Here is a 24,446-nt window from a genome sequence, read left to right on the forward strand (position 1 = left end):
TTCGCTTTCCGGCCTTTCCGACTCTATCAGGCCCGGTCCGTTCCGTTTCCGGTTCGAATTCGGTTCCGATTACCCGTCGGACGGGGTTTCGCCTTTCGGCGTGATCACTACTTTAGCGGAATTCCTCGGCGGCTCATAATCGAGTCCCGGTCCGAATTCCGGCATGCCGGAATTCTTCCCGGTGAGGGACCGTGCAGTAGTGGTGTGCCGCTGAAGCGGCGGGATGGCCACCGTGGACCTGTCGGCTCCGCGGCAACTCGGAGAACACTACACGAGGGGGTCAGGCGCATCAAACCCGTGCCGGACGGGGGTTGGCGGGGTACGTTGAGGCCATGACTACGCATGCGCTCGTACAGCAGTGGTGGCCCGCCTGACGGCGGCCGACCACCAGCGCATGCAGACCACGGCCGCCGCTTCGGCGGCCGTTCGCGTATCTCCATCTCGTAGCCGGCCGGCGAGGACGGCGGTCCCGACAGCGGTACGGGAGAGATGGATTCATGAACGGTATGGCGAAAACGCGCATCTTCAGTGGCGTAAAGCCGACGGGACATCTGACGCTCGGGAACTACCTCGGGGCGATGCGGCGCTGGGCCGACGAGGACCAGCACCGTGCGGACGCCTTGTTCTGTGTGGTGGATCTGCACGCGCTGACCGTGGAGCACGATCCGGCGCGGGTGCGGCGGCTGAGCCGGCAGGCCGCGACGCTGTTGCTGGCCGTGGGGCTGGATCCGGAGCGGTGCACGGTGTTCGTGCAGAGCCATGTGGTCGAGCATGCGCGGCTGTCGTATCTGATGGAGTGCACGGCCACGGACGGCGAGATGCGGCGCATGATCCAGTACAAGGAGAAGGCCGCGGGTGAGCGGGCGCGGGGCGGGAGTGTGCGGCTGTCGCTGCTGACGTATCCGGCGCTGATGGCGGCGGACATCCTGGCGTACGGAACGCACGAGGTGCCGGTCGGCGAGGACCAGGCGCAGCATCTGGAGCTGACCCGGGATCTGGCGGTGCGGTTCAACCAGCGGTACGGGCCGACGTTCGTGGTGCCCAGGGCGACGCATCCGCAGGTGGCTGCGCGGGTGATGGATCTGACGGAGCCCACCTCGAAGATGGGGAAGTCGAACGGTACGACCGCGGGGATCGTCTATCTGCTGGACGAGGCGGACGTGCTGCGCAAGAAGGTGATGCGCGCCGTGACGGATGCGGGCCGGGACGTCGTCTACGACCGGGCGGAGCGGCCGGGGGTGGCGAATCTGCTGGATGTGCTGGCGGCCTGTACGGGTGGTGAGCCGGCGGAGCTGGCCGGGGCGTACACCTCGTACGGGGCGTTGAAGAAGGACACGGCGGATGCGGTGGTGGAGCTGCTGCGGCCGGTGCGGGAGCGGCATGCGGAGCTGGCCGCGGACAGCGAGTACGTCGATTCCGTGCTGCGGGCGGGGGCGGACCGGGCGCGGGAGATGGCGCGGCCGCGGGTGGATGCGGCGTACCGGGCGGTGGGACTGCTGCCCGGGTAAGGCGGAAGGAGAAGTGAGGGGACAGGAAGGGGGTGGGGGGCGTGGTGGCGGCCACCGCTGGAGCCGTGTGAGGTGCGGCGGAGACGTCCACGCGGGGCGGCCGCCCGGTGCGCGGTGGGGGCGGCCGTCCAGTGGTGGGTGTGCGGAGTGTGGGTCAGCTGTTGCCGGAGGCGAGTTCGCGGCTGCGGTCGCGGGCCGCCTCCAGGGCGGAGAGCATGGCGGCGCGTACGCCGTGGTTCTCCAGTTCGCGGATGGCGTTGATGGTGGTGCCGGCCGGGGACGTGACGTTCTCGCGGAGCTTGACCGGGTGTTCGCCGCTGTCGCGGAGCATCACGGCGGCGCCGATGGCGGCCTGCACGATCAGCTCGTGGGCCTTGTCGCGGGGCAGTCCGAGGAGGATGCCGGCGTCGGTCATCGCCTCGACGAGGAAGAAGAAGTACGCCGGACCGGAGCCGGAGAGCGCGGTGGCGGCGTCCTGCTGGGACTCCGGGACGCGCAGGGTCTTGCCGACGCCGGAGAAGATCTCCTCGGCACGGGTGAGGTGGGCTCCGGTGGCGTGGGTGCCGGCGGAGATGACGGACATCGCCTCGTCCACCAGGGCGGGGGTGTTCGTCATGACGCGGACGACGGGGGTGCCGGCGGCCAGCCGCTCCTCGACGAAGGCGGTGGGGATACCGGCCGCACCGCTGATGACCAGCCGGTCGGCGGGGACGTGCGGGGCCAGCTCGTCCAGGAGGGTGCCCATGTCCTGGGGTTTGACGGTGAGGATGAGGGTGTCGGCGGCCTTGGCGGCCTCGGCGTTGCTCACCGCTTCGACGCCGTAACGGGTGCGCAGCTGGTCCGCGCGCTCGGGGCGGCGGGCGGTGACCAGCAGGTCAGCGGGCGCCCAGCCGCCTCGGATCATGCCGCTGAGCAGGGCTTCGCCGATTTTTCCGGTGCCGAGTACGGCGACCTTCTGGGTCATGCTGCGGTTCACCTCGCCGGTGGTGCCTGATCGGTTACGCCGTCATCCTCGCACCCGGGGGCGCGCGGTGCGGGGGCGTTCCGCGGGCCGGGACACCGGTGCGCGCACGGCGGGCCGTACGGCCGGACACCGGTTCTCGGCCGTCGGGCCGCACGGCGGCGGAGGGTGGCGGCAGGTGACGGCGCCGAGGGGCAGTACGGGGAGGGTGGGGACGGGGAGAGTGGGGACGCGCAGGGCGGGGACGGCGAGGGGAGCTGCGGGCCGGCTGCCCCGAGGCCCCGAGGCCCCGGGCACGGGGTGCGGGGTGCGGGGTGCGGGGTATCGGATACGGAGTGCGGGCCGGCGTACCGGCGCGTCGTGGTGTGTGGCGTGCTCCGGCGGCCGCCGGCGCGATCGGAATTGATCGTTCGCTTTTGACAACTCCGCGTTTACATGACGGTTACACATCGAATCACCATCGCCCATATCCCCTTGGACACAATGAGCTGACCGTTCACGCGTGCCGGAAGGGGCGACGATGGCGAAGGTCCGGGCCGGCCGCGTCGGCCGGCTCCTGTTGATCATCGCGGCCGTCGTGCTGGCCCTCTCGTCCGTCGGCGGCGGCGGACGAGAGAGGGCCGCGGCGGCGGCCCTGCTGCCGGAGATCGCCGCCGACGGTCGCGTCACCCCGCGCACCGCCCAGTTCGCGCGGGACTCGGCGGAGCATCCGGAACCCGGCGTCGACCGGTGCCGGGCGCGCCGCGGCGGGCGGTTCACGGCCGCGGCCGGTGCACCGTCGCCACCGGCCGCGCAGCCGGCGACGGCCGGCCCGGCGCGGACGGCGGGCGGGCCGACGGTGACCGGCCCGTTGACCGGCCGCCGGGCCGTACCCCTGTCGAGATCCGGCGAACTGCCCGTCCGGCACGGCGTCGTCCGCTGCTGAGGGTTCGCCCCCTCCTCGGCCCGCCCACCGGCCTCTCCCCGGCTGCCCGGGGGAAGCCGGCGGCCCCTGGCCTACGCCACATCCCCCACCTCTCCCTCAGATTCCACTGATCCCACTGATCCCACAGATTCGGCAGATTCGGCAGAGTCGGCAGATTCCACGGGGCGCCGAAGGCGGTGCGCCCCGGGCGGCAGGGCGTACGCACGGGCCACCGGTGGGCGCGCCCCTGTCCGGATTCGTGCCCGCTCCCTCGTCCGTACCCGTCCGCGCGCCGACGTGTCCCGCACCCGCAGGGGCCCCGCGAAGGGACATCCCGCTCAGGGGCCGCCCCTCATGTACTGGAGGCATCCCGTATGCAAAGGCTCCGTCCCGGCCGCGTTCTTCCGGCCTTATCCCCTCTCCCGTTCTTCTCGTCTCTCCGCTCCCTCCCGCCCCGGCCGCCTCTCGCCGTCTGGCGCGCCGACTTCGCCGCGTCCCTGGTCGTCTTTCTCGTCGCCGTCCCGCTGTGCGTCGGGGTGGCGGTCGCGTCCGGGGTGCCGGCCGAGCTGGGGCTCGTCACCGGCATCGTCGGCGGGCTGGTCACCGGGCTGCTCCCCGGCAGCAGCCTCCAGGTCAGCGGGCCGGCCGCCGGGCTGACCGTGCTGGTCTACGAGGCCGTGCAGGAGTACGGGCTCGGTGCACTGGGCGCGCTGGTGCTGGTGACCGGTGTGCTCCAACTGGCCATGGGGGCGCTGCGGCTCGGCCGGTGGTTCCGGGCGATCTCCGTCGCAGTGGTCCAGGGCATGCTCGCGGGCATCGGTCTCCTGCTGATCGCCGGACAGTTGTACGCGCTCGTGGACACCGCGGCGCCCGGCGGCGGACCGGCGAACCTGGGCGGGCTGCCGGGGCTCGCGGCCACCACCGCCGGGTCCGCCACCGCGCTCGCGGCGCTCGCCGTGGGGGCCGGGACGATCGCGGTGCTGGCGTGGTGGCCGCGCCGGCTGCGGGCGGCTCGGGTGCTGCCCGCCCCGCTGCTGGCGGTGGCACTGGCGACCGTGGCGGTGGCGGTGCTGGACCTGCCGGTGGCGCGGGTCGAGGTGCGGGGCCTGGTGGCTGCCGTACAGCCGCCGGACGGTGCGGACTTCGCGCGGCTGACGGCGGACGGGGCCGTCGTGGGCGTGCTGGGGACCGTGCTCGCCTTCACCCTGATCGCGTCGGCGGAGTCGCTGTTCAGCGCGGCGGCGGTGGACCGGCTGCACGACGGGCCGCGTACCGACTACGACAAAGAGCTGATGGCGCAGGGCGTGGGCAACGCGGTGTGCGGGGCGCTCGGCGCGCTGCCGATGACCGCGGTGATCGTACGCAGTGCGGCCAATGTGCAGGCCGGGGCGCGGACGAAAGCCTCGCGGGTGCTGCACGGCGGGTGGCTGCTGCTCTTCGCGGTGGCGTTCCCGGCGGCCCTGGGGGTCGTCCCCGTCGCGGCACTGGCGGGCGTACTGGTGCACGCGGGCTGGAAGTTGCTCCCGCGGAAGGAGTTCGGGGCGCTGTGGCGCGAGCACCGGGGCGAGGCGGTGGTGCTGGCGGCGACGGCGGTGGCGATCGTTGCCACCAACATGTTCGAGGGGGTGCTGCTGGGGCTGTTGATGGCCATCGCCAAGTCGGCGTGGGAGACCTCGCAGGTGCAGTGGGAGATCGTGGAGCCAGCGGAGCCGGGAGGGCCAGGGGGGCGGCAGGAGCCGGAAGGGCAGGAAGGGGCGGAAGGGCAGGAAGGGGCGGAAGGGGCGGAAGGGCAGCAGGGGCCGTTGCGCGTGCGGGCCGTGGGGCATGCGACGTTCCTGCGGCTGCCGAAGCTGCTGGACCAGTTGGAGGCGCTGCCCAAGGACCGGGAGATCGAGCTGGATCTGTCCGGGCTGCGGCACCTCGACCACGCCTGCGCGGCCGCGCTCGCCGGCTGGGCGGAACGACGCCGCCCGGCCCGGACGGCGGCCGGGAGGGGGACGGCGGCCGGCACCGGAACCGGAGCCGATACGGGAGCCGAGGCCGCGGGCTGAGCCCGAGCCGGCACGGACGCGTGCGCCGGGCCCGGAGCCCGCAACCGGCCCGGAGCCCGCGCCGGGCCGGAACCCGCGCCGGGCCGGATCACACGGACGGCACTCGGCACACGGCATCGGCACACGGGCGGCATACGGAAGACCCCGCCCGGCCCCCACTCGTCCCCCCGTGCAGCCCACTCGTAGTCACGGGCCGGGCCACGAGCGGGCCACGCCCCGGGCCAGGAGTCGTTCACGCGTAGTCCAGAACCAGCCCAGAAGCAGCCCAGAAGCAGTCCGGGAAAAGCCCAGGAACAGCCCAGAAGCAGTCCAGAAGCCGTCCAGAAGTAATCCGCACATAGTCAGCGCCCGGTCGAAGGGCGGCATATCGCGAGCCGTCCCACGGGACACATCACGAGACACATAACGAACACGAGAGACACCGCGAGAGACACAGCGAGAGATGCAGCGAGACACATAGCGGAACGCAATGCCAGCTAATGACCGATAACGCCTCACATGACCACAATCCCCCATCCAACCGGAAGTGACCGGCGTTGAGCCGGAAATGACCGTAGGGTCGGGGAAATCGCGAACGACGAACTCGTGAACTGCGAACTTGTGAACGAATTGAGGAGTTCTGTGAACCGCCGGCCTCTCCGCTCCTGCGGTGCGACTGCTGCCCTGTCCGTCGCCCTGCTGCTGTCCTCCTGCACCAACGGGGCCGTGGACGGTGGCGCGGCGGGCGCGGGCGGGGTCGGCGATCCGCTCTTCCCGGCGCTCGGCAACGGCGGCTACCGGGTCAGCCACTACGGGCTCGATCTCGACTACGACGTGCCGACAAAGCAGCTGGCCGCGACCGCCGAGATCACCGCCGACGCCAAGCAGGACCTGCGCTCCTTCCAGCTCGACCTCCAGGGGCTGACGGTGTCCGGCGTCCGGGTCGACGGCAAGGACGCCTCCTTCACCCGCAAAGGGCACAAACTGACGGTCCGGCCGTCCGGCGAGCTCAAGAAGGGCGCGAAGTTCCGCACCACCGTCACGTACGGCGGGATACCGCAGGAGATGACGGACGCGGACGGCGCCACGGAAGGCTGGGTCAAGACCGCCGACGGCGCGTTCGTGGCCGGTGAGCCCGCCGGTTCCATGACGTGGTTTCCCGGCAACAACCACCCCAGCGACAAGGCCGCGTACGACTTCCGGATCACCGTGCCGCAGGGCTACACCGCCGTCGCCAACGGCGAGCTGCGCTCGAAGGAGACCGCCCGGGGCAGGACGACGTACGTATGGCACAACGGCGAGCCGATGGCCAGCTATCTCGCGACGGCCACGATCGGCGAGTTCGAGGTCCACGAGTCGCGCACGCCCGACGGGCTGCCGCTGTACGTCGCGGTGGAACCGTCGCTGGCCGCGGAGAGCGAGAAGCCGCTGGCGCGGCTGCCGGAGATCCTCAAGTGGGCGAGCGGCCAGTTCGGCGCGTACCCCTTCTCCTCCGCCGGGGCGATCGTCGACCGCACGCCGAAACGGGTCGACTGGGGCGCCCTGGAGACCCAGACCAAGCCGATCTACGCCGGCGCACCGTCGACCAAGACCGTGGTGCACGAGACGGCTCACCAGTGGTTCGGGGATTCGGTGACGCCGGAGACCTGGCAGGACACCTGGCTCAACGAGGGCTTCGCCACCTACGCCGAATGGCTGTGGGAGGAGCACGAGGGCGGCGAGAGCCCGCAGGAGCAGTTCGACGCGCTCTACGACACGGACGAGGACGACAAGGTCTGGCACTTCCCGCCGGGCGACCCGGGCAAGCCGGAGAACGTGACGGGAACGCCCGTCTACGAGCGCGGCGCGATGGTGCTCCAGCAGCTGCGGAACGCCGTCGGCGACAAGACGTTCTTCTCGATCCTGAAGGAGTGGCCCGCCAAGTACCGCCACGCCAACGCGGATTCGGAGGACTTCATCGACTTCTGCCAGGAGCGCACCGACGAGGACCTGACCGATCTCTTCGACGACTGGCTGTACGGGGAAGGGAAGCCGGACTGGGAGTACTGACCGCTCCACAGGCTTACGGACTTACGGGCTGCGGGGCTGCGGGGCTTACGGGGCTGCGGGCTTACGGGTTCGCGCCCCTTCGCCTCGGGGCCGGGCGGGGCCGGACGGGGCTGGGCCGGGCCGGGCCGGAGTGTGACGGTCGGTTCGAGCGCGTACGCCTCCGCCACGATGCCGTCGGGGAAGACGTCCAGCAGCGCGGCCCGTCCGGCTGCCAGGACGGGGCGGCGGCCGCGGGGCCGATCGTGGCGAAGTACGAGCGGCTGCCGAGCATCGCGAGGCGGGTGTCGAGGGGGACCCGCCGGGTCCAGTGCAGCTTCCGGTGGACGGGCCGCAGACCGAGGCCGAGGCCGCGGATCAGGGCGGGGGCGGCGGGCGCGGCACCGAAGCGGTGGTCACCGGTCAGCGGTGCTTCTTCCCCTTCGGGCGGGGCTTCCGCGCCGCCGGGTTGCCGGTGCGGGCGCCGCGGCGGCGCTCGAAGCGCTCACGGGCCGCTTCGTACTCGGTGCGGCGCAGTTTCTCGCCAGGGGCCTCGACGAGACTGCGGCAGAAGTAGGCGAGCAGTGACCCGATGAAACCGATGAGCATCAGGCTCTGCCCGGACTTGTCGGCCGCGCTCCGGGCGGCCGGGTCGGGGCGGCGGACGAAGCCCTCCCAGGTGCGCCGGAAGGCGAGCGCGCTACAGATGCCGAAGCCCGCCACGACCAGGACGCCGACGAACGCACCGACGTCGGCGACCTCCAGCCCCTGGAAGGCGAAGCGCAGCACCAGCGCACCGACCGCGGCGAGCACGAGTGAGCCGGCCGCGACACCGGCGCGGCGCAGGCCGTAGCCGCCGTCGTGATGGACCCAGGTGGTGCCGAAGAACCGGATCTCCTCCGGCTCGGGACCGCCCTGCTCGGGACCGTCCCGCTCCGGGCCGCCGGGCGTCGTCTGCGCATCGCTCATGCCATCGATTATCCCTGGGCGGCCGGGGACGGCGTCGTGGCCGGCCGGGCGGATCAGCCGGTGCAGCGCGGCGCCACCATGCCGTCACTGCCCGTGTGGACGTAGGTGTCGGAGACGTACTGGCCGGGCGCGATGTTGTCCCAGATGTCCGAGGTGCCGTACGGGCCGCTGACCCACTGGCCGCGCCGCTGGCAGCGGACCGCGACCCGCGCGTCGTACGCCAGCTGCCGCACGACCGGGGTGTCGGTGCCCGGCCCCTTGCGGACGTTGACGCGGTAGCCGGGTGCGACGGGGAAGGAGAGGGTGGCGGCGGCCGCCAGGACGGTCGGCTCCGCCGTGTCCCCGGCCGGACCGGCCTCCGGTTCGGCGGTCGCTTCCGCAGCGCCCGGGTAGCCCTGATCGTGCGCTGTGCTCATATCGTGTTCCCCCATTGGCTGATGCCCGCCGCGTGGTGCCGTCGGCCGGGCCGCGCCCCGTGGCCGGGCGCTCCGGTCCTGCGACGCGCACGCTAGCAAGCTTCCGTCATTTCGTACGCACTATCGACTAGGCTCCGCGCGTCGCAGCCGCGACCGAAATGCGCGGGAAACAACGCGGGGAACATCACGGGGGTGGAAGGATGCCGTCGCTGCGTGATTCCGGGGCCGGCCCGGAAGCGGAGCGTCCGGAATACGCCGGGCAGTACCGGCTGGAAGCGCGTCTGGGCGCCGGCGGTATGGGCGTGGTCCATCTGGCGCGCTCGTCCTCCGGACTGCTGCTCGCGGTCAAGGTCATTCACGCGGAATTCGCCCAGGACCCGGAATTCCGGGGGCGGTTCCGGCAGGAGGTGGCGGCCGCGCGGCGGGTCAGCGGGGCCTTCACCGCGCCCGTCGTGGACGCCGATCCGGACGCCGGCCGGCCCTGGATGGCGACCCTCCACATCCCCGGTCCGACCCTCTCCGACCATGTGAAGCGGAACGGCCCGCTGCCGCCCGCCGCGGTGCTGCGGCTGGCGTCGGGACTGGCGGAGGCGCTGCGCGACATCCACCGGGCGGGGGTGGTGCACCGCGACCTCACGCCGGGGAATGTGCTGTTGGCCACTGACGGTCCGAAAGTCATCGATTTCGGCATCTCGCGGCCCTCCGACAGCGAAATGCGCACCGAGACCGGCAAGCTGATCGGGACGCCGCCGTTCATGGCGCCCGAGCAGTTCCAGCGGCCGCGCGAGGTGGGTCCGGCGGCGGATGTCTTCGCGCTGGGTTCCGTCCTGGTGCACGCCGCCACCGGGAGCGGGCCGTTCGACTCGCACAGTCCGTATCTGGTGGCGTATCAGGTCGTGCACGACGAGGCGGATCTGACGGGTGTGCCGCGCGAGCTGGTGCCGCTGGTCGAGAGCTGCCTGGCGAAGGACCCGGCGGACCGGCCCACACCGGACGCCCTGATGGAGCTGCTGCGCACCGACGTCCCCACGCAGCCGCATATCGCGCCGCTGCACGAACTGCTCGCCTGGACGCGGGGCGGACCGGCGGAGGACGGACCGGCGGAGGGCACACCGGCTCAGCGCACACCGGCGGAAGGCGGCCCGGTCGGAAACGGCCCGGTCGGGGACGGTCCGACGGACAGCCGGGGTGCCACGGACCGTACGGGTGCCACGGACCGTACGGGTGCCACGGACCGTACGGGTGCCGCGGACGGCGCGGGTGCCGCTCCCGGCCCGGCCGGAAGTCCGGCGGCCGGGCCGGTGCGGCAGCCGCGGGTGCCGGGCCAGCGGCAGCCGGTGCGCGACCGGACCGCCGCCGCGCGGGCCGAGGACACCCACGTCCGCGCCCGTACGCCGGACTTCCGGCCGGGCCGGGTACGGACCCTCGCGCCGCCCGCGGCCGCGCCCGCCGCGGCCCGTACCGCTGGAGCCCGTACCCCCGCGGCGGACGGCCCCGACCCGGCCGGTCCGGCCGCCCCCGGCTCCCCGCTGACCGCCGGTACGGCGGCCGGCCGCCGCGCCCGGCCGCGCCGCCGCTGGCCGGTCTGGGTCGCGGTGGGCCTGGCCGTCGCCGGGGCGGGGACGTTCGCGGGCGTCCGGGCGGTGTCGGGCGGTGTCCTGGACCACGCCCCGGCGCTGGAGACGCATCCGCCGCGCACCGGCCCCGCCGCCTTCCGCCCCTGGCGGACCCCGCTCCTTCAGCGCCCCACGGGCTACGCCGCGGAGATGCCGTTCTGCACCACCGGTACCGGCGGTGACGCCCCCTCGGCCCATCCCGCCCCCGCCGTCTTCTGTGTCCAGTCCGGAGTGCAGGCCGCCCGGCTCGACCCGGACACCGGCCGCGTGGTCTGGCGGCGTACCGGCGGCCCCGCGGGCAAGGCCGACGCCCCGCCGAGTGCACCGGTGCTGTCCGGCGGACTGCTGTACGTCTTCTCGCCCGACGGCACCCGGCTGGCGGCGCTCGACCCCTCGGCGGACGGGCGGGGCGCGACCCGCTGGACCCAGGACCTCACCGGCTACCCGGGCGGCGCCACCGTCATCGGGGACCGCGTACTGCTGGCCGCCGGGGACGGCACGGTCACCGCGCTCGACAGCGCGACGCACCGGCAGCGGTGGCGCAAGCGCTTCCCCGGGCACGCGCCGGCGGTGTTCACCACCTTCGACGCCGGGCGCACCGCGTACGCCGCCACGCCCGCCGCCGACGGCACCGGCACCCAGGTCACCGCCATCGATCCGCGGGACGGCACAGTGCACTGGGCGCGGCGGCTGGCCGGTTCGCTCACCCCGGCGGGCACCGGCGCCGCCGGCGCGCTCTATCTCACCGCCGCCGATCCGAAGCTGGACTTCCGTACCTCCGCCGTCGTCCGCCACGACCCGCGGACCGGGCGCACCGAGCGGCTCCCGCTGACCGCGCCGCTCGACGGGGTGGCCGCCGTGGTGCGCGGCGAGACGGTGTATCTGCTGGCCGAGGGCGGTGCGTTGCAGGCCGTCGGGGAGCGGACCTGGGATCTGGAGACCTCGGTCAGCCGGGGCTCGGCGCCGGTGGCGGCCGCGGACGGCCGGCTGTACTTCACCGCCGCGGACGGCCGGCTGCTGGCCGTCGACGCCGCGAAGGGGGCGCTGCTCGGGCAGACCCGGCCGCGGCTGGCGGCCGACCGCCACCACGGCTTCCTGGAGTCGCTGCCCGCCCCGCTGGTGGACGCGGCGCGCGGCCGGATCTACGCGGCGGCGCCCGACGGCACGGTCTTCGGCACCGCGACCGAGGACCCGGCCCGGTGGTGACGGCCCCGTAGCACCCGGCCGCCGCCCTTGAAGTGCCGCGCGGTACCGGGCCGATACCGCGCCCTACCGGGCCGCACCACGCACGCGGGCCCCGTCCGCTGCTCTCGGCGGACGGGGCCCGTGTCCTGTACGGGGGCGTCGGTCAGCCCAGCTTGCTCACGTCGCGCACCGCGCCCTTGTCCGCGCTGGTCGCCATGGCCGCGTAGGCGCGCAGCGCCGCGGAGACCTTGCGCTCACGCGTCTTCGGCGCGTACACCCCGCCCAGGGCCTCCCGGCGGGCCGCCAGCTCCGCGGCGGGGACGACGAGTTCGATGGTGCGGTTCGGGATGTCGATCCGGATCCGGTCGCCGTCCTCGACGAGCGCGATGGTGCCGCCGGACGCCGCCTCGGGCGAGGCGTGGCCGATGGACAGGCCGGACGTGCCGCCGGAGAAGCGGCCGTCGGTGACCAGTGCGCATGCCTTGCCCAGGCCGCGGCCCTTGAGGAAGGACGTCGGGTAGAGCATCTCCTGCATACCGGGGCCGCCCTTGGGGCCCTCGTAGCGGATGACGACCACGTCGCCTTCCTTGACCTGCTTGCCGAGGATCTTCTCGACGGCCTCTTCCTGCGATTCGCAGACCACGGCCGGGCCCTCGAAGGTCCAGATGGACTCGTCCACGCCCGCCGTCTTCACGACGCAGCCGTCCTCGGCGAGGTTGCCCTTGAGGACCGCCAGGCCGCCGTCGACGGAGTACGCGTGCGCCAGATCGCGGATGCAGCCGCCGGCCGCGTCGACGTCCAGGGTGTCCCAGCGCTCGGACTGCGAGAAGGCGGTGGCGGAGCGCTTGCAGCCGGGGGCCGCGTGCCACAGCTCGACGGCCTCGGCGGACGGCGAGCCCCCGCGCACGTCCCAGGTCTTGAGCCAGTCGGCGAGCGAGGCGCTGTGCACCGTGTGCACGTCCTCGTTCAGCAGCCCGGCGCGGTAGAGCTCACCGAGGATGGCGGGGATGCCGCCGGCCCGGTGCACGTCCTCCATGTAGTACGTACCGCCCGGTGCGACGTTCGGTGCGACCTTGGCCAGGCAGGGCACCCGGCGCGAGACCTCGTTGATGTCGTCCAGGTCGAAGTCGAGACCGGCTTCCTGGGCCGCGGCGAGCAGGTGCAGGATCGTGTTGGTCGAGCCGCCCATCGCGATGTCCAGGGCCATCGCGTTCTCGAAGGCGGCGCGGGTGCCGACGTTGCGCGGCAGGACGGTGTGGTCGTCCTGGTCGTAGTAGCGCTTGGTGATCTCCACGACCGTCCGGCCGGCGTTCTCGTACAGCGCCCGGCGGGCGGTGTGGGTGGCCAGCACCGAGCCGTTGCCGGGCAGGGACAGGCCGATCGCCTCGGTCAGGCAGTTCATCGAGTTGGCGGTGAACATGCCGGAACAGGAGCCGCAGGTCGGGCAGGCGTTCTCCTCGATGCGGAGGATGTCCTCGTCCGAGACGTTCTCGTCGACCGCGTCCGAGATGGCGTTGATCAGGTCCAGCTTGCGGACCGTGCCGTCGACGAGGGTGGCCCGGCCGGCCTCCATCGGGCCGCCGGAGACGAAGACCGCCGGGATGTTGAGGCGCATCGCGGCCATCAGCATGCCGGGCGTGATCTTGTCGCAGTTGGAGATGCAGATGAGCGCGTCCGCGCAGTGCGCCTCGGCCATGTACTCGACGGAGTCGGCGATCAGGTCGCGGGAGGGGAGGCTGTAGAGCATGCCGCCGTGGCCCATGGCGATGCCGTCGTCGACCGCGATGGTGTTGAACTCGCGCGCGATACCGCCCGCCGCGTGGATCGCCTCGGAGACGATCCGGCCGACCGGCTGGAGGTGGGTGTGGCCCGGCACGAACTCGGTGAAGCTGTTGGCCACGGCGATGATCGGCTTGCCGAAGTCCTCGCGCGCTACGCCCGATGCCTGCATAAGGGCGCGGGCGCCGGCCATGTTGCGGCCATGGGTAACGGTGCGGGACCTCAGATCGGGCACGATGGTCACTCCCTCGGGGTTCGTACGAAGCCGTCCACGACACAGGGCGGGCCACGCGGGGAGCCGCTGCTCCGCGGCAGGTGTCCGCGCCATGTACCGGCCAGGTATCAGCTGACGCCGAGGTTACGCCCCCGATCCAGGATCCGGACAGCGGCTCCGGAATATGAGACGGCTGACCGGACTGCGGACACCGGTCGGGACGCGCTCCTGGGCGGGCGGTACGGGGTCCGGTCGCCGCCGCTCCCCCGGCGCGGCGCCGCGGCCCCGTCCCCGCCGCCGTCCCCGTCTCCGTACCTACGAACCCGGCACCCGGGTGGGCGACGCGAGATGCAGCCTGGTGAAGGCCAGCGCCTCGGCGAGGTCCGTCTCGCGTTCCGCGGCGGACATCGCCCGGCGGGTGTTGACCTCGACCACCACATGGCCGTCGAAGCCCGCGACGGCCAGCCGCTCCAGCAGTTCGGCGCACGGCTGGCTGCCGCGCCCCGGCACCAGGTGCTCGTCCTTGGCGGAGCCGTTGCCGTCGGCGAGATGGACGTGGGCCAGCCGGTCGCCCATCCGGTCCACCATCTCCAGCGCGTCACTGCGCGCGGTCGCGGTGTGCGAGAGATCGACGGTGAAGTGCCGGTAGTCGTCGGTGGTCGGGTCCCAGTCCGGGGCGTACGCCAGCATCTCGCGGTCCCGGTAGCGCCACGGGTACATGTTCTCGACGGCGAACCGCACGTCCGTCTCGTGCTCCATCCGCCACACACCGCGCACGAACTCCCGCGCGTAGCTGCGCTGCCAGCGGAACGGCGGGTGGACGACGACGGTCGTGGCGCCCAGCTTCTCCGCGGCGTTGCGGGCGCGCTGCAACTTGACCCACGGGTCGGTGGACCACACCCGCTGGGTGATCAGCAGACACGGCGCGTGCACGGCCAGCACCGGCACCCCGTGGTAGTCCGAGAGCCGGCGCAGCGCCTCGATGTCCTGGCTGACCGGATCGGTCCACACCATGACCTCGACGCCGTCGTAGCCCAGGCGCGCGGCGATCTCGAAGGCCGTCGCCGTCGACTCCGGATAGACCGAGGCCGTGGACAGGGCGACCTTCGCATCGGGGATGCGCACCACTGGCTCTGTCACGAGGGACAGCGTACGGGCCGCGGCCGCCCGCCGGGCAGGAGGTACGGACGGCCGGGCACCGCCGCCGGGGCGGTGGTGACGCGTGCCACACGAGGCCGGGGGCCCGCCACGGAAGCGGCGGGCGGTCCGGTTCACGGGGCCGGCAGATGGTCCAGCCGGCGCAGGATGACGCCCTCGCGCAGCGCCCACGGGCAGACGTCCAGGGTGTCCACCCCGAACAGGTCCATCGCGGCCTCGGCGACCAGCGCCCCGGCGAGCAGCTGGTGGGAGCGGCCCTCGGACACGCCGGGCAGCGCGGCCCGGTCCCGCCCGGACATCCCGGCCAGCCGCGGCACCCACTCCTCCAGCTTCTTGCGGGACAGTTCCCGCTGGACGTACAGGCCCTCGCCCGACCGTGCCGCGCCCGCGATCCTGGCCAGCTGCTTGAGGGTCTTGGAGGTCCCGACGACGTGGTCGGGGCTGCCGTACCGGGTGAAATAGCTCACCTCCCGGGCGATCTCGGCCCGTACCCGGCGGCGCAGCGCCCGTACGTCGTCGGCGTCCGGCGGGTCGCCCGGCAGCGCGGTGGCGGTCAGCCGGCCGGCGCCGAGCGGCAGCGAGGCCGCCGCGTCCGGCTCCTCGTCCAGGCCGTAGGCGATCTCCAGGGAGCCGCCGCCGATGTCCAGCACCAGCAGCCGGCCCGCGGACCAGCCGAGCCACCGGCGGGCAGCGAGGAAGGTGAGCCGCGCCTCGTCCTCGCCGGACAGCACCCGCAGTTCGACGCCGGTCTCCTGGGCGACCCGGCGCAGCACCTCCTCGGCGTTGGCCGCCTCACGGACCGCGGAGGTGGCGAACGGCAGCACGTCCTCGACGCCCTTGTCCTCGGCCACCTGCATCGCCTCCCGGACGGTCGTCTCCAGCCGCGCCACCCCGGCGTCACTTATGGCGCCGTCCGCGTCGAGGAGTTCCGCCAGGCGCAGCTCCGCCTTGTGGGAGTAGGCGGGCAGCGGGCGCGCGCCGGGGTGCGCGTCCACCACCAGGAGGTGGACCGTGTTCGAACCCACATCGAGGACACCGAGTCTCATACGGGAAACCTAACCGGCGGCGGCGGGGAACAGGTGACGGCCGCCTTAGTCTGGAGTGGTGGCAAAGACGAAAAAGGCGAAGCAGGAAAAGGCCCTGAAGAAGGCGGAAAAGCGGCGCGCCCAGGCAGCGGCGGAAACGCGGCGTCCGCAGGGGGCCCCGGCCGACGAGGTCGGCCTCGACTTCGCCCGCGCCTGGGTCACCTTCCCCGACCCGGCGGACGACGAGCAGCTCTTCCGCTGCGATCTGACCTGGCTGACGTCCCGCTGGACGTGCATCTTCGGCAGCGGCTGCCAGGGCATCCAGGCCGGCCGCGCGGACGACGGCTGCTGCACGCTCGGCGCGCACTTCTCGGACGAGGAGGACGAACAGCGGGTGGCCGGGCACGTGGCCCGGCTGACGCCCGAGGTATGGCAGTTCCACGATGTCGGCACGGACAGCGGCTGGGTCCAGGAGGACGAGGACGGCGAGCGGCAGACCCGGCGCTGGCAGGGCTCGTGCATCTTCCAGAACCGCCCCGGCTTCGCGGCCGGCGCCGGCTGCTCGCTGCACATCCTCGCGCTGCGCGAGGGCCGCGAACCGCTGGAGACCAAGCCGGACGTCTGCTGGCAGCTGCCGGTCCGGCGCACCTACGACTGGATCGACCGGCCGGACGACACCCGCGTCCTCCAGGTGACCATCGGTGAGTACGACCGGCGCGGCTGGGGTTCCGGCGGTCATGACCTGCACTGGTGGTGCACCTCCGCGACCTCCGCGCACGGTGCGGGCGATCCGGTGTACGTCTCGTACGCGCCCGAGCTGACCGAGCTGATGGGCGAGGAGGCGTACGCCGCGCTCGTCCAGCTGTGCGAGGAGCGGCTGGCGGCGGCGCTGCCGATGGCGCCGCACCCCGCGGACCCGCGCCCGTAGCGCGGGCGGTACGCACCCTGTCGGGGGCGCCGGGCGACTCGCCCGGCGCCCCCGGTGCGTTCAGCGGACGGGGCCGGCCGGGAACGGCCGCCACCCCGGCCCCGCCGGGGCGAAGGCCGTCGCCGGACCGGTCGCGGTGGGGGCGGGCACCGGGGACGGCGGCGTGTGCGGGCGCACCGGTACGGGAGCCGCGGCCGCCGGAGCCGCGGGGACCGATGGGGCCGGGGCCGCGGGGACCGATGGGGCCGGGGCCGGGCCGCGGCCCTCCATCAGGACGGCGGCGCTGCCGGGGCCGATGGCGATCCGGGACCGCCAGGGCCCCGCGGGCTCCCGGTCGCGGTCGACCTGGACCCGGACGTCCGAGGACTCACCGGGCCGCAGCTTCCCGGCCGTGTGGCTCAGCCGCAGCCAGACCGCGTCGGCCGACGCGGTCCAGCGCACCGGCGCCCCGCCGGAGGCGCTGAGCGTGATGACCGTCGCCGGGCCGCTCGGCTGCGCCGCGACGGTCAGCCGGCCCGGCCCCCGCCGCGCCCGGCCCGCCGCGAGCGGCCGCACCGGGGTCCCGGCCGCGCCGCTCACCCGGGCCGGGGCGGCGGGCGTCCCGGCGGCGTCCGGCGGACCGGGCGCCGGTGGCCGGTCCGGGGTCGGGGTCGGGGTCGGCCGCAGACTGCCCGCGTTCTCGTACGGGCGGCGGCCCGGCCGGTCCCCGCCGTCCGGTCCGCCGGCCGCCGTCGCGGGGGAGCCGCCGGCCTCGTCGGCCGCCGGGGCGCCGCGGTACGCCACCCACAGGACCGGCACCGTCGCCGCCAGCACCGTTGCCACGACGGTCGTGGTCAGCGCCCGGCCGCGCAGCCGGGCGCGGCGGGCGGCCCGGCCGGCGCGCCCGAGCGGGAATCCGCTGCGGTCATAGCGTGGAGAACCGTTTGTCCTACCCATCCGGCCCATCCGGCTCATCCGGCTCCTCCGGACGGCCCGGCCCGAACCCGCCGCGGCGCCCGCGCCCGCCACCCCTTCGGCGCGCCCCGACCGGGACCGCCGGGCCGCCGCCAGCGCCCCGAACACGGCCTCCCGCGGGGCCGGGACCAGCGGCAGCGTGCCGTGCGCGGCCGGTGCGGTGCCCGGCCACGGTCCGGCGGCGGTGGCCCGCTCGGCCGTCCGGCGGCACTCCGCGCAGTCGTCCACATGGCGCACCAGCGCACGGCGGAGCACGGCGCCCAGCAGCATCGGGGCCTCGTCCGCCAGCCGCGCGACATCGGGACAGCGGCCGTACTCGACGACGGCCAGCGCGGCGCGGGTCCGCTCGACCTCGCAGGACGCGGCGGCCAGCAGCGTGCGCAGGGCGGCCGGTTCCGCGCCGAGCACCGCGGCGACCTGACCCGCCGAGAGGCGATGGCGCACCGACAGCTCCAGCGCCTCGCGCTGCTCGGGGGTGGTGCCGACCGCCTCCGGCCAGGCCAGCACCGCCAGTTCGAGCCGGCGCCGACAGGCCCAGCGGGCCAGGGCGTAGAGCCAGGGACGGTAGAGGAGCGGGGCGGCGGGACGCCGGCCGCGGTGCCGCTCGGCGAGCGCGAGCACCTCCCCGAGCACCGCACTCGCCGCGTCGTGGTCGCCCAGGACGGACAGGCAGTACGTGAACAGCCCGTCCAGATAGAGGTGGTAGCGGTCCGGACAGTCCTTACGGTCGGGCCGGCCATGGCGATCGGGGCCGTCGTGCCGGTCGGGGCGGTCCGGCCGGCGGTGCCGCGCGGCCCGGCCGGCGGGCTGCGGCTGCGGCCGGCTCCGGTGCGGGGCGCCGCTGCGCGACCGGTGTGCGCCGGTGCCGTGCGTGGGGTGCTCGGGCCTGCTGCTCATCACCCGGCGACGGTAGGCGGATGGTGCAGCTACTCTCCGCCACCCAGAACAGTTTTAACCCTTACGGGTGACGATCTCCCTCAAAAGGGGACACGAGACGCGTACCCTTCCGCCCCGCACCCGCCCCATCCACCACGCCCGTACCCACCCACCCCGTACTCGCCCACCCCGTGCTCACCGGTGCGTCCGATCGGCGCAACGGGCGGCACCGTCATCCGTTGTCGTACCCCGCCGATACGGTGACCTCATGGCAACCCGTAAAACGTCGGCCAAGGAGCGCCCCTCCTATCGCTGCACCGAGTGCGGCTGGACCACCGCGAAGTGGCTCGGCCGCTGCCCCGAGTGCCAGGCGTGGGGCACGGTCGAGGAGTTCGGCGGCGCCCCCGCGGTGCGGACGACCGCGCCCGGCCGGGTCACCACCGCCGCGGTGCCCATCGGCCAGGTCGACGGCCGGCAGGCCACCGCCCGCTCCACCGGGGTGCCGGAGCTGGACCGGGTGCTGGGCGGCGGGCTGGTCCCCGGCGCGGTCGTGCTGCTCGCGGGCGAGCCGGGCGTCGGCAAGTCCACCCTCCTGCTGGATGTCGCCGCCAAGGCCGCTTCCGGCGACCACCGCACCCTCTACGTCACCGGCGAGGAGTCCGCCAGCCAGGTGCGGCTGCGCGCCGACCGCATCGGCGCCCTCGACGACCACCTCTATCTGGCGGCCGAGACCGACCTCTCCGCCGTGCTGGGCCATCTGGACAGCGTCAAACCGTCCCTCCTGGTCATGGACTCCGTGCAGACCGTCGCCTCACCCGAGATCGACGGCGCGCCGGGCGGTATGGCGCAGGTCCGCGAGGTGGCCGGGGCGCTGATCCGGGCGTCCAAGGAGCGCGCGATGTCCACCCTCCTGGTCGGCCATGTCACCAAGGACGGCGCCATCGCCGGCCCCCGGCTGCTGGAGCACCTCGTCGATGTCGTGCTCAGCTTCGAGGGCGACCGGCACGCCCGGCTGCGCCTGGTGCGCGGCGTCAAGAACCGTTACGGCACCACCGACGAGGTCGGCTGCTTCGAGCTGCACGACGAGGGCATCACCGGCCTCGCCGACCCCTCGGGCCTCTTCCTGACCCGCCGCGCCGAGCCGGTGCCCGGCACCTGTCTGACGGTCACCCTGGAGGGCCGCCGTCCGCTGGTCGCCGAGGTGCAGGCGCTGACCGTCGACTCCCAGATCCCCTCCCCGCGGCGTACGACCTCCGGTCTGGAGACCTCCCGGGTCTCGATGATGCTCGCCGTCCTGGAGCAGCGCGGCCGGATCAGCGCCCTGGGCAAGCGGGACATCTACAGCGCGACGGTCGGCGGTGTGAAGCTGACCGAGCCCGCCGCCGATCTGGCCGTGGCGCTCGCGCTGGCCAGTGCGGCGAGCGACACCCCGCTGCCGAAGAATCTGGTGGCGATCGGCGAGGTGGGGCTGGCGGGCGAGGTCCGGCGGGTCACCGGTGTGCAGCGCCGGCTGTCCGAGGCGGCCCGGCTCGGTTTCACGCACGCGCTCGTGCCGTCCGACCCGGGCAAGATCCCCGACGGGATGCGGGTGCTGGAGGTCGCCGATGTCGGCGCGGCGCTGAGCGTGCTGCCCAAGCGGGTGCGGCGGGAGGCTCCGCAGGAGGAGGAGCGGCGCCGGTAGACTTTGCCCTGGTCTCGCCCGTCACCGCAGTCCTGCCCCGGCACACGCACCTCCGCCGGCGCGTCCCGCGACGAGGGCCGGGCGGCCCGCGGACCGACAGACTTGCGACGGAGGAGTGCAGTGGCAGCCAACGACCGGGCATCGTCCCCCGGCAGGTCCGGCGGGAACCCCGGCACCGAGGGCCTGATGCGCGCCTCGCTGAGCGCCGTCGCGCCCGGTACGGCGCTGCGCGACGGTCTGGAGCGCATCCTCCGCGGCAATACGGGCGGACTGATCGTGCTCGGCTTCGACAAGACCGTCGAGTCGATGTGCACCGGCGGTTTCGTGCTGGACGTGGAGTTCACCGCGACGCGGCTGCGCGAACTGTGCAAGCTGGACGGCGCGCTGGTGCTCGACAAGGACATCACCAAGATCCTGCGGGCCGGTGTGCAGCTGGTCCCGGACGCCTCCATCCCGACGGAGGAGACCGGCACCCGCCACCGCACGGCCCAGCGCGTCTCGATCCAGGCCGGTTTCCCGGTCGTCTCGGTCAGCCAGTCCATGCGGCTGATCGCGCTCTACGTCGACGGCGAGCGCCGCGTCCTGGAGGAGTCGGCCGCGATCCTCTCCCGCGCCAACCAGGCGCTGGCGACGCTGGAGCGCTACAAGCTCCGGCTGGACGAGGTCGCCGGCACCCTCTCCGCCCTGGAGATCGAGGACCTGGTGACGGTCCGCGATGTCACCGCGGTCGCCCAGCGTCTGGAGATGGTCCGCCGGATCGCCACCGAGATCGCCGAGTACGTCGTCGAACTGGGCACGGACGGCCGGCTGCTCACCCTCCAGCTGGACGAGCTGATCGCCGGTGTGGAGCCCGAACGCGAGCTGGTCGTCCGCGACTACGTCCCCGAACCGACCGCCAAGCGCTCCCGTACGGTCCCCGAGGCGCTCTCCGAGCTGGACGCGCTCACCCATACCGAGCTGCTCGAACTCCCCATCGTGGCCCGCGCGTTGGGCTACAGCGGCTCGCCCGAGACGCTGGACTCCGCGGTCTCGCCGCGCGGTTTCCGGCTGCTGGCTAAGGTCCCCCGGCTGCCGGGCGCCGTCATCGACCGCCTGGTCGACCACTTCGGCGGCCTCCAGAAGCTGCTCGCCGCGAGCGTGGACGACTTGCAGGCGGTGGACGGCGTGGGCGAGGCCCGCGCCCGCTCGGTCCGCGAGGGCCTGTCCCGGCTCGCCGAGTCCTCGATCCTCGAACGGTACGTCTGACCGGCGGCCTCCCCCGGCGTTCCCGGCCCGCGCGGCGCACACCGCGCGGGCCGTACGCGTTCCGCCCCCGTACGCGTCCCCCTCAGGCACGGCCCTGCGCCGCACGCCGCCGTGCCGTACGTCTCCCCGGCACGTGCCTCCGTGGCGCACACCGGGTGACGCACACCGCCCCGGGCCGGCGCCTCAGCCGCCCAGCACCGCCGCCTCCTTCTCCGGGGGCAGGCCGACGGCCGGGCGGCCGGGGCGCTGCGGTGCCGCCCCGCCGCGGGAGCGCAGCCAGGACCAGGTGTCGGCCACCGTCTCGCCGACGGGGCGGCAGCGCAGGCCGGTGGCGACGGCCTTGGACACATCGCCGGCGTGCAGCGTGTCGTGCAGCTCCCCCGGCGGCAGCCAGACGGGCAGTTCGGACCAGGGCTCGATACCGGCCGCGAGCACGTCCGCCGGGTCGGTCCAGCGCAGTTCGGCGGCCGAGCCGGTGACCCGTACACAGCTCTCCAGCAGTTCGCCCATGGTGCTGTGTCCCTGCGGGCTCACCACGTTGTACGCGCCGCCGAGCCCGTCGCGCACGGCGTCCAGCGTCCATTCCGCGAGATCGCGGGCGTCGATGTACTGGAGGGCCAGTTCGCGCGGTCCGGGCGCGAGCACCGGGCCGCCGCGGGCGATCCGGGTCAGCCACCACGGCAGCCGTCCGATGTTCTCGTGGGGGCCGATGATCAGCCCCGGGCGCACCAGCAGCGCCCGGTCCCCGAAGGCGCCGGCCGCGGCCAGTTCACCGCCGCGCTTGGCCGCGGCGTAGTCGTCCGCGTCCGTGGCGTCGGCGGAGCCGGTCACCAGCGGGCCCTGTTCGTCGAGGCCGGCCGCCGCCGGGAAGGTGTGGACCGACCGGCTGGAGACGTAGACGTACGTCCCGGTCCGCCCGGCCAGCAGCCGCGCCGTGTCCCGCACCGCCGACGGTGCACCGCTCCAGGTGTCGACGACGGCGTCCCACTCGCCCGTCGCCAGGGCCGCGAGCCCCGCCGTGTCCCCGCGGTCGCCGTGGCGGACCGTCACCCCCGGCGGCGGCGCGTGGTGCCCGCGGTGGAACACCGTCACCTGCCAGCCCCGGGCCAGCGCCGCCTCGGCGACCGCCCGGCCCACGAACTCCGTACCACCCAGTATCAGAAGCCTCATACCGGCGACTGTGCCCCACCCACACCGCGCCGACCAGTACGGCGCGGCACGCTCTCAGCGGAATCCCGCCCGCTCAGTCCTTGGTGAGGACGAAGGACGTCCGGGCCGCGGACAGGCCCGGCACCTTGGCCTCGAGGAGGTACGTACCGGCCGGCACCGCGGCCGCGCTCGGCGTCGCGCAGTGCGGGGCGCTCGCCTTGCGGTCCCACTCGACGGTGCGCTTCATGGCGCCCTTCGCCGGCACCTGGAGCAGCGCGGGGCCGGTGGCCGACGGGCAGTCGTCGGAGGCCCACACCCGGTCGTCGCCCGCGGTGTCGGTGATGGTGAGCACCGCGGACTTCCGGCCGAGGTCCACCTTGCAGGCGGCGTCCGCGGAGTTCTTGACGGTCAGCTCGAACTTGGGCTTCGTGTCCGGGCCGTAGGAGTTCTTGAGGCTGTGCAGCGCCAACTCGGTGGTGTCCGAAGCGCAGTTCGCGACGGCGGCGCCGGCCGCCAGCGCGTCCTTGCCCGAGCCCTCGCCGATCGGGACACCGGCCCCCGTACCGCCGCCGGAGCCCGTACCGCCGCCGGACCCTCCGCCGCCGCCCGGCTCGGAGCCGCCGCCTGCCGAGCCGGAGCCGCCGCCGCTGCCCGACTCATCGCGTCCGCCCGGCTTTTGGCTGATCGCCGGGCCGTCGGAGGGTGGTCCCGGCGTGATGGACGTCGCGGGCCCCGACCCCTTCGATCCCTTGCTCTCGTCGGCGGTCTTTCCGCTGGTGCCGCCCAAGTTGACGGCCCACACCACCAGGAGGGCGAGTACGGCGATGATGGCCAGCGCAACGGCCCTCCGCCGCCAGTAGATGGAGGAGGGGAGCGGCCCGATCGGATTGCGCAGTGATCCCACGCGGAAACTCTACGAGAGAACGGCGCCCGCACCGTCCAGTACCCGCCGTACGAAGCTGCAACTTTTCTCATCATCGGCCCGGAAGCGGCCCGGAGAAGAGCCGCCCGCCCCAATTTCCGCCCATTTCGCATGAATCGGACAGTAACGGATCGTTTCGGACCGCTTACGACCGACTACGCAATCCGACTTTCGTCAGATGTACCTCCGGCCGATCGCCGGATGCGAGAAGGGGTTCACCTTCCGTACCGTCAACGTCCATGAACAGCACCGATCTCTATCGCGACATCACCGACCTTGCGCATGGCGCTCCCGACTGGATACGCACCTTGGCCGACCTGGGCACTTCGGGCGGGCTGCTGCTCTTGATGGCGGTGGCGGTGCTGGGCTGGTGGCGGTCGCGGCGCGGCGAGGCGCGCGCGGTCGCGCTCGCGGTGCTGGTGCCGGTGGCGACCATCGTCGCGTATGCCCTGAGCGAGATCGTCAAGAGCCTGGTGAACGAGGAACGGCCGTGCCGGGCCGTGGCGGGGGCCGCCGCCTCGATCGTGCCGTGCCCGCCCGAGGGCGACTGGTCCTTCCCGAGCAACCACTCCACGCTCGCGGCGGCGCTGGCCGTGGGCATCGTCTTCGCCTGGCGGGCCGCCCTCTGGCTCGCGCTCCCGGTCGCGCTGCTGACCGGCTTCTCCCGGGTGTTCGTCGGCGTCCACTACCCGCACGACGTGCTGGTCGGCCTCGGCCTGGGCACGCTGGTGGCGGCACTCTGCGTGGCACTGCTCACGGGCACCGTGACCGGCCTGGTCCTGCGGATGCGGTCGGGCCGCTGGCGAGTGCTGGTGGCCGCGTAGCCGCCCGACCGGCGCGGGCCGGCCGCCAACGGGGCACGGGCGGCCCGTCCCACTCCCCCGGCCGGCTCCCCGCCGGG

General features: G+C 73.8%; 18 protein-coding genes. 9 read left to right on the forward strand and 9 right to left on the reverse strand.

The genetic code is table 11. From position 1 onward, the window contains the following. The first annotated feature begins 506 nt into the window (after positions 1–506). On the forward strand, positions 507–1,508 hold the full coding sequence (gene trpS, locus ACLJWH_RS34420; RefSeq protein ID WP_411145726.1) for a tryptophan--tRNA ligase: 1,002 nt from the start codon (positions 507–509) through the stop codon (positions 1,506–1,508). A 154-nt stretch (positions 1,509–1,662) separates the two neighbouring features. On the opposite strand, the gene proC is transcribed toward trpS, so the two are convergent. Further along, positions 1,663–2,472: a pyrroline-5-carboxylate reductase gene (gene proC, locus ACLJWH_RS34425; protein ID WP_411145727.1), complete on the reverse strand. Its 810-nt coding sequence runs from the start codon at positions 2,470–2,472 to the stop codon at positions 1,663–1,665. A gap of 517 nt (positions 2,473–2,989) precedes the next feature. Between proC and ACLJWH_RS34430 the strand changes: the two genes are divergently transcribed. The 3 genes from ACLJWH_RS34430 to ACLJWH_RS34440 all read left to right on the forward strand — a co-directional run bounded on the left by ACLJWH_RS34430 (position 2,990) and on the right by ACLJWH_RS34440 (position 7,452). Further along, the gene (locus tag ACLJWH_RS34430; RefSeq protein WP_411145728.1) at positions 2,990–3,394 is read left to right on the forward strand and encodes a hypothetical protein; all 405 of its coding nucleotides are present in this window, start codon (positions 2,990–2,992) and stop codon (positions 3,392–3,394) included. A gap of 353 nt (positions 3,395–3,747) precedes the next feature. Beyond that, a complete protein-coding gene (locus ACLJWH_RS34435; protein WP_411145729.1) occupies positions 3,748–5,424 on the forward strand; it encodes a SulP family inorganic anion transporter in 1,677 nt (558 codons plus the stop codon). 621 nt (positions 5,425–6,045) lie between these two features. After that, entirely contained in the window at positions 6,046–7,452 is a 1,407-nt protein-coding gene (locus ACLJWH_RS34440) for a M1 family metallopeptidase (RefSeq protein ID WP_411145730.1), read from the forward strand. A 399-nt stretch (positions 7,453–7,851) separates the two neighbouring features. Here the strand turns inward: ACLJWH_RS34440 and ACLJWH_RS34445 are convergent, their stop codons facing one another. Together ACLJWH_RS34445 and ACLJWH_RS34450 are read right to left on the reverse strand one after the other, a co-directional pair. Next, positions 7,852–8,397 (reverse strand): hypothetical protein, encoded by a 546-nt coding sequence (locus tag ACLJWH_RS34445; RefSeq protein WP_411145731.1) that lies wholly within the window; start codon positions 8,395–8,397, stop codon positions 7,852–7,854. A gap of 53 nt (positions 8,398–8,450) precedes the next feature. Next, entirely contained in the window at positions 8,451–8,813 is a 363-nt protein-coding gene (locus ACLJWH_RS34450; protein WP_411145732.1) for a peptidase, read from the reverse strand. Between the two features lie 200 nt (positions 8,814–9,013). Here ACLJWH_RS34450 and ACLJWH_RS34455 point away from each other — a divergent pair, with 200 nt between their 5' ends. Beyond that, entirely contained in the window at positions 9,014–11,635 is a 2,622-nt protein-coding gene (locus ACLJWH_RS34455) for a serine/threonine-protein kinase (protein WP_411145733.1), read from the forward strand. 142 nt (positions 11,636–11,777) lie between these two features. Here the strand turns inward: ACLJWH_RS34455 and ilvD are convergent, their stop codons facing one another. From ilvD to ACLJWH_RS34470, 3 genes are all read right to left on the reverse strand, one after another. After that, positions 11,778–13,628 carry a dihydroxy-acid dehydratase gene (ilvD, locus tag ACLJWH_RS34460; protein ID WP_411145734.1) on the reverse strand — a complete coding sequence of 617 codons (1,851 nt, stop codon included), beginning with the start codon at positions 13,626–13,628 and terminating at the stop codon, positions 11,778–11,780. A gap of 294 nt (positions 13,629–13,922) precedes the next feature. Then, positions 13,923–14,747, reverse strand: coding sequence for a sugar phosphate isomerase/epimerase family protein (locus ACLJWH_RS34465; RefSeq protein WP_172451020.1), 825 nt, complete (start codon positions 14,745–14,747; stop codon positions 13,923–13,925). A 131-nt stretch (positions 14,748–14,878) separates the two neighbouring features. Then, positions 14,879–15,811, reverse strand: a complete 933-nt coding sequence (locus ACLJWH_RS34470; RefSeq protein WP_411145735.1) for a Ppx/GppA family phosphatase — start codon at positions 15,809–15,811, stop codon at positions 14,879–14,881. A 58-nt stretch (positions 15,812–15,869) separates the two neighbouring features. On the opposite strand from ACLJWH_RS34470, the gene ACLJWH_RS34475 reads away from it, so the two are divergent. After that, the gene (locus ACLJWH_RS34475; protein ID WP_411145736.1) at positions 15,870–16,718 is read left to right on the forward strand and encodes a hypothetical protein; all 849 of its coding nucleotides are present in this window, start codon (positions 15,870–15,872) and stop codon (positions 16,716–16,718) included. Between the two features lie 60 nt (positions 16,719–16,778). Here ACLJWH_RS34475 and ACLJWH_RS34480 read toward each other — a convergent pair whose 3' ends face one another. After that, positions 16,779–18,569, reverse strand: coding sequence for a BACON domain-containing protein (locus ACLJWH_RS34480; protein WP_411145737.1), 1,791 nt, complete (start codon positions 18,567–18,569; stop codon positions 16,779–16,781). A gap of 247 nt (positions 18,570–18,816) precedes the next feature. Here ACLJWH_RS34480 and radA point away from each other — a divergent pair, with 247 nt between their 5' ends. Further along, a complete protein-coding gene (radA, locus tag ACLJWH_RS34485) occupies positions 18,817–20,229 on the forward strand; it encodes a DNA repair protein RadA (protein ID WP_411145738.1) in 1,413 nt (470 codons plus the stop codon). Between the two features lie 120 nt (positions 20,230–20,349). Further along, positions 20,350–21,474 (forward strand): DNA integrity scanning diadenylate cyclase DisA, encoded by a 1,125-nt coding sequence (gene disA, locus ACLJWH_RS34490; protein ID WP_411145739.1) that lies wholly within the window; start codon positions 20,350–20,352, stop codon positions 21,472–21,474. A gap of 183 nt (positions 21,475–21,657) precedes the next feature. On the opposite strand, the gene ACLJWH_RS34495 is transcribed toward disA, so the two are convergent. Further along, on the reverse strand, positions 21,658–22,644 hold the full coding sequence (locus ACLJWH_RS34495; RefSeq protein WP_411145740.1) for an NAD-dependent epimerase/dehydratase family protein: 987 nt from the start codon (positions 22,642–22,644) through the stop codon (positions 21,658–21,660). Positions 22,645–22,717: 73 nt separating this feature from the next. Next, complete coding sequence (locus ACLJWH_RS34500) at positions 22,718–23,527, reverse strand: hypothetical protein (protein WP_411145741.1); 810 nt, start codon at positions 23,525–23,527, stop codon at positions 22,718–22,720. Between the two features lie 257 nt (positions 23,528–23,784). Between ACLJWH_RS34500 and ACLJWH_RS34505 the strand changes: the two genes are divergently transcribed. Further along, entirely contained in the window at positions 23,785–24,369 is a 585-nt protein-coding gene (locus ACLJWH_RS34505; protein WP_411145742.1) for a phosphatase PAP2 family protein, read from the forward strand. Positions 24,370–24,446 lie beyond the last annotated feature (77 nt).

The sequence above is a fragment of the Streptomyces sp. x-80 genome (assembly GCF_046549095.1).
GTDB classification, from domain to species: domain Bacteria; phylum Actinomycetota; class Actinomycetes; order Streptomycetales; family Streptomycetaceae; genus Streptomyces; species Streptomyces celluloflavus.